Genomic DNA, 5,678 nt, shown 5'->3' on the forward strand with positions numbered 1-5,678 from the left:
TAGTTGGTGGGGGCCGCCGGCCCCCCACGATTGCATTTTGCCTTACTCGGCCTTGGTCAGCCAGCGGGTACGGTGGATGTCCTTGGCATTGTCCTCGAAGCCCGTGATCTTGGGCGAGACGACATTCTTGGACACGTACCAGTAGATCGGGATGGCGGCGAACTCATCCATGGCGATCTTTTCGGCTGCGGCCAGCATTTCGCCGCGCTTGGCCAGGTCCTGCTCGGACGAGGCCTGCACCATCAGCGCATCGAACTCATCGTTCGAGAAACGGCCGTAATTATTGCCCCAATTGATGGAATCGCCCTGGCTGACGCCGGTCTTGAGCAGGTCCAGGGTATTGGAGGGGTCGTTATAGTCGAGCAGCCAGCCGGCGCGGCCGACCTGGAAGTCGCCGGCGCGCAGCGCATCGTAATGCACGGCGGTTTCGGCGTTGAACAGGTCCACCTTGACGCCCAGCGGCTCCCACATCGAGGAGATGGCCACCGCGATGCGCTTGGGGTTGTCGTTGGTATTGTAGCGCAGTTGCAGGGTCAGCGGATGGTCCGGGCCGTAGCCGGCCTCGGCCAGCAGGCTCTTGGCCCGCTCGACGCGCTCGTCATAGGTCTGGTCTGCCCAGGCCGGATGATAGGCGTTCTCGACGTAGTTGCCGGTGCCCGGGGGCACCCAGCCATAGGCCGGCAATTCGCCGGTGCCCAGGATGTCGGGCCCGATCACGTCGCGCAGCACCGAGATGGAGAGCGCTTCGCGCAGGCGGATGTCGGACAGGAGCTGCCCTTCTTCCTGGTTCATCACGTAGTAATAGATGCCCAGGAAGGGCTGCACATGGGCCTGGCCGGCCATGTTGTCCTGCAACCACTGATACTGGTCGGCGGGGAAGTCGGTCAGAATGTCGAACTCGCCGGCGCGGTAGCGGTTGAGCGCGGCGGCCTGGTCTTCCAGCACGTTGTAGAACACCTCGTCGATCTGCACATTGGCGGCGTCGTAATAGTCGGGGTTCTTTTCCGAGCGGACATAGGAGCCCGGCAGCCATTCCTTGATGAGATAGGGGCCGTTGCCGACGACGTTCTCCACCTTGGTCCAGTCATCGCCCAGCTTTTCCACCAGATGCCGGGGCACGGGGAAGGCGGTGTAGTGGGTCAGCGCATCGAGGAAGAAGGGCGTCGATGCGTTGAGGGTGATTTCCAGCGTCTTGTCGTCGAGGGCCTTGACGCCGAGCTGGTCGAAATCGGTGATCTCGCCCGAGTTGATCGCTTCCGAATTCAGGATGGGGAATTGCAGATAGGCGTAGTCGGCGGCGGTGTTGGGGTTGAACAGGCGCTGGAAGGCATAGACGAAATCGCCCGCCGTCACCGGCACGCCGTCGCTCCAGGTGATGCCGTCGCGCAGATGGAAGGTGTAGACCGTGCCGTCTTCCGAGATGTCCCAGCTCTCGGCCTGGCCGGCAATGGCATCGCCGGCGGCGTCTTCGGTCAAAAGGCCCTCGATATAGTCGCCGATGACGCGGTTTTCCCAGTCGCCCGAGGCTTTGTGCGGATCGATCGAACCGGGATCCGCGCCATTGTGCATCTGCAGCGTCACGGCGGAGGCCGCCGTGCTCATCATCAGCGCCATGGCGCCGGCGGTCGCGACCGCCTTCAAAGCTGTGGTGAAATTCATTCCGTCCCATCTCCTCATGGAATTCTTGACGTTTTTCTCCCCGCGCTGTCCCTCTCGGGCCGCGGAATGGATCAGGACCGTCCGGTTTTTACCAGAAGGTCAAGCTGATTGGACGGTATCTTGCTATTCCGTCCACTGACAAGCAAAAGATCGTTTTAAATGCGCCTTTGCGCCCGGTTATGAACATCCTCATCCCGGCCCAAGCGCCTGCTGAACCAAATAGATCGCGATGCCCGCCGCGATCAGCACGGCGAAGGGCAGCCAGCCCGGCAGCGGGCGCGGCGGCCGGGGTGAAGGGGATTTGCCCTCGGGCTTGCGGGGGCGGAATTTTACGACATTGTCACTCATGCGGCACTTTCAACCAGAGCGGCGACACCCATGCCGCCGGCGGTACACACGCTGAGCAAAGCGCGTTTCGCCGGCGCCGTCGAGACCAGCTTGGCCGCCACCCCCAGGATACGCGCCCCCGTCGCCGCGAAGGGATGGCCATAGGCCAGGCTCGAGCCCTTCACATTGAGCTTTTCCGGCTCGATCTCGCCCAGAACGCTGTCGCGTCCCAGCACGTCCCGGCAATAGTCGGGGTCGGTCCAGGCCTTCATGGTGCACAGCACCTGCGCGGCAAAGGCCTCGTGAAGCTCGAAATAATCGATATCGCCGAACCCCAGCCCCTTGCGCGCCAGCATGTCGCTGACCGCGATGGTCGGGGCCATCAGCAATCCCTCGCCATGAGCGAAATCATTGCCCGCCACCTGCCCGGCGCTGAGATAGGCCAGGATGGGCAACCCCCGCGCCTTCGCCCACGCTTCGCTGGCCAGCAATACCCCCGCCGCCCCATCGGTGAGCGGGGTGGAATTGCCCGCCGTCAGCGTGCCGTGGCCGGATTTCTTGTCGAAGGAGGGCTTGAGCGCTCCGAGCTTGTCCAGGCTCGTGTCGCCCCGCACATTGTTGTCGCGCACCAGTCCGGCGCAGGGCACCAGCAAATCGTCATGAAACCCCTCGTCATAGGCGGCGCCGGCATGCTGATGGCTGGCCAGCGCCAATCCGTCCTGCTCCGCGCGCCCGATTGCCCATTGCCGCGCCATGCGTTCGCAATGCTGCCCCATCGAAAGCCCCGTACGCGGCTCGTTGACCGAAGGGGCGACCGGGGTCAATTCCTTGAGCGAAAAGCCGCGAAACACCTTGAGCCTGTCGCCAAAACTCTTCGCCCGGCTCAAGGCCACCAGCCGGTGCTGCATCTTGTCGCCGAAGACGATGGGGCTGTCGCTCACGCTGTCCGCGCCCGCCGCGATGCCGCTTTCGATTTCGCCCGAGGCGATCTTGCCCGCCAGCATCAGCGCCGCCTGGAGGCTCGTGCCGCAGGCGATCTGCATCGTGGTGCCCGGCGTGCGCGGGCTGAGCCCAGCATCGAGCAGCGCCTCGCGCGCCAGGTTGAAATCGCGGCTATGCTTGATGACCGATCCGGCCACCACCTCGTCCACCTTCTCGCCCCTCAGCCCATGGCGCTCGGCCAGGCCCCTGAGCACCGTGCCCAGCATGGACAGGTTCGTCTCCTCCCCATAGGCCGTATAGCCCCGCGCGAACGGAATCCTTGCCGACCCGACAATGGCCACGCGCTTGAGTTCGCTCATTTCGCCTCTCCATCGCAATTCTTGGTTTTGCCTCCAGCGAGCCCCATCCACCGGGCGGCACCTCCCCCTTGATGGGGGAGGCTGGGAGGGGGTGCGGAAGCCCCGATATCTGGGCTAAACGCCCTGCATCCTTGATCCCTCCCCGCAAGGGAGAGGGTGTCGACTGAACCATCGGAACCAAGCCGTCTCGGCCCCATCATCACGCCCTCCCATCCGCGCGCGCCTTGAGCGGGCCGCCCAGGAACGGGGCGAAGCCCGTGCCCAGGATCACCCCGATATCGGCCAGCCCCGCATCGGCGACGACGCCCTCGGCCACCACCTGTTCCGTCATATCGACCAGGGGCTTGACCAGGTCGCGCCCCAGCCCGGCGAGGTCCTCATGGGGCGGCGCTTCGCCCTTTTGCGCCTTGCCGTCCACCCATTTGTAAAACCCCTCGCCGCTCTTGCGGCCGAGCTTTCCCGCCTCCACCAGCGCGGCGAAACGGCTTCCGGGCGGCACGGAATGGCCCAGTTCCTCGGCCACCGACCGGCCCACATCCAGCCCTACGGTGTCCATCAGCTCGATCGGCCCCATCGGCATGCCGAAGGCGATGGCGGCGGCGTCGAGAAGCTCCTTGCTTTCCCCGCGCTCCACCCGCTCCACCGCGCCCAGCATATAGGGCATGAGCACGCGGTTGACGAGAAAGCCGGGGGCGGACTTGACCACCACCGGCGACTTGCCGATGGCCAGCGCGAAGGCGGCGCCCTTGCCCACCTGCTCGTCGGAATTGAAGGTCGAGCGGATCACCTCCACCAGCGGCAATTGCGCCACCGGGTTGAAGAAATGCAGCCCGATCAGCCGCCCCTTGTCCTTGAGCGCCTCGGCGATGCGCTCCAGTTCAATCGAGGAGGTGTTGGTGGCCAGAAGCGCGCCGGGCTTGAGCCTGTCCTCCAGCTCGCTGAAAATGGCCTGCTTGACCGCGAGCTTTTCCACCACCGCCTCGATGATGACATCGGCCCGGCCCACCCCCTTGCCCTCGGGGTCGGCCTCCAGCCGCAGCAGCGCCGCCTCCACCTCGCGCTTTTTCTTGTAGCGCTTCTCGAACAGCTTTTTCGCCCGCTTCAGCGCCGGCTCGATCCGGCCCATGTCCAGATCCTGCAAGGTGACGCTCATGCCGCGATAGGCGCACCAGGCGGCGATATCCCCGCCCATCACCCCGGCCCCGATCACATGCACGCGGGCGAATTTTGCGCCCTTCGCGCCCTGCTTCTTCAGCGCTTCGGACGCAAAGAACACCCGCCGCAGATTGCCCGCCGTCGGCCCGCCCATCAGCGGCACGAAGCGCTCCGCCTCCCCGGCGATCATCGCCCGCCAGTCATTGCCATGTTCCTCGAACAGATCGATCAGCGCATAGGGGGCAGGATAGTGCTCCGGCCGCGCCTTGCGTCCGGCCTCGGCGCGCATCTTGCCCGCCACCTGGGCCCGCAGCGGCCCCATCGCCATGAGCCGCTTGAAAAAGCCGGCGCCCACGCTGCGCCGCTTTTGCAGGATCGCCTTGCGCGCCTCCCAGGCCAGCATGTCGCGATGGCGCACCAGCCTGTCGACCAGGTTGAGCCCACGCGCCGCGCCGGCCCGCAGCATCCTGCCGGTGAGCATGATGCCCATGGCGTCCACCGGCCCCGCCTGGCGGATCGAGCGCCCGGTGCCGCCAAAGCCGGGAAAGATGCCCAGATTGACCTCGGGAAAGCCGATCCGGGTCTTGTCGTCATTGACGGCGATGCGATAGTGGCAGGCCAGCGCCAGCTCCAGCCCGCCGCCCAGGCAGAAGCCGTGAATGCCGGCCACCACCGGCACCTTCAATGCCTCGATGCGCGCGAAAAGCTTATGCGCCCGCCCCAGCGCCTCGCGCAAAACCTCCGGCTCGCTCATCCCGTCGAACTCCGACACATCGGCGCCCGCGATGAAGCCGCTCTGCTTGCCCGAGAGCAATGCCACCCCGACCAGGTCCCCCGCCGCCGCCATGGCCTCGATGCGCTCCACCAGCGCTTCCAGCTCGCCAATGGCGTCCCGGCTCAGCACATTCACCGACGCGCCCGGCGAATCCATGGTCAGCCAGCCGATCTTTTCGAAGTCGGTCTCAAAGCGCCAATGCGTGGTCATGGTCACTCCTCTTGTTTGGTTCGCCCCGAGGGGAAGGGCGGCGCAGACGCCCCCCTGCTCCGCCTACGCCCCGGCCTTGCCCAGCACATCCATGCCGAAATCATCCACATGCACGGCCCGGTCGGTGGCCGCATCCGCCTCGCGCATGATGCCGGCCTCGTTCGGATTGAGCACCCCCGCCGCCACCGCGTCCTCGATGGCGTCGCGGTCCAGCCGCCGCTCGATCACGCCCTTGCGCGCCGCACGGACGA

General features: G+C 65.6%; 5 protein-coding genes. All 5 read right to left on the reverse strand.

The genetic code is table 11. From position 1 onward, the window contains the following. Positions 1 to 42 precede the first annotated feature (42 nt). Positions 43 to 1,659 carry a peptide ABC transporter substrate-binding protein gene (locus tag VDP82_RS12975; protein WP_323015267.1) on the reverse strand — a complete coding sequence of 539 codons (1,617 nt, stop codon included), beginning with the start codon at positions 1,657 to 1,659 and terminating at the stop codon, positions 43 to 45. A gap of 189 nt (positions 1,660 to 1,848) precedes the next feature. Next, positions 1,849 to 2,007: a hypothetical protein gene (locus tag VDP82_RS12980; protein WP_323015268.1), complete on the reverse strand. Its 159-nt coding sequence runs from the start codon at positions 2,005 to 2,007 to the stop codon at positions 1,849 to 1,851. Continuing rightward, positions 2,004 to 3,287, reverse strand: coding sequence for an acetyl-CoA C-acetyltransferase (locus VDP82_RS12985; RefSeq protein ID WP_323015269.1), 1,284 nt, complete (start codon positions 3,285 to 3,287; stop codon positions 2,004 to 2,006). Before VDP82_RS12985 ends, VDP82_RS12980 begins: the two co-directional genes overlap by 4 nt. A 199-nt stretch (positions 3,288 to 3,486) precedes the next feature. Next, positions 3,487 to 5,427 carry a 3-hydroxyacyl-CoA dehydrogenase NAD-binding domain-containing protein gene (locus VDP82_RS12990; protein ID WP_323015270.1) on the reverse strand — a complete coding sequence of 647 codons (1,941 nt, stop codon included), beginning with the start codon at positions 5,425 to 5,427 and terminating at the stop codon, positions 3,487 to 3,489. A 63-nt stretch (positions 5,428 to 5,490) separates the two neighbouring features. Further along, positions 5,491 to 5,678: acyl-CoA dehydrogenase domain-containing protein (locus VDP82_RS12995; protein ID WP_323015271.1), on the reverse strand; the 188-nt coding region annotated here is incomplete at its 5' end.

The organism is Devosia sp., assembly GCF_034675085.1.
In the GTDB taxonomy this organism is placed as follows: domain Bacteria; phylum Pseudomonadota; class Alphaproteobacteria; order Rhizobiales; family Devosiaceae; genus Devosia.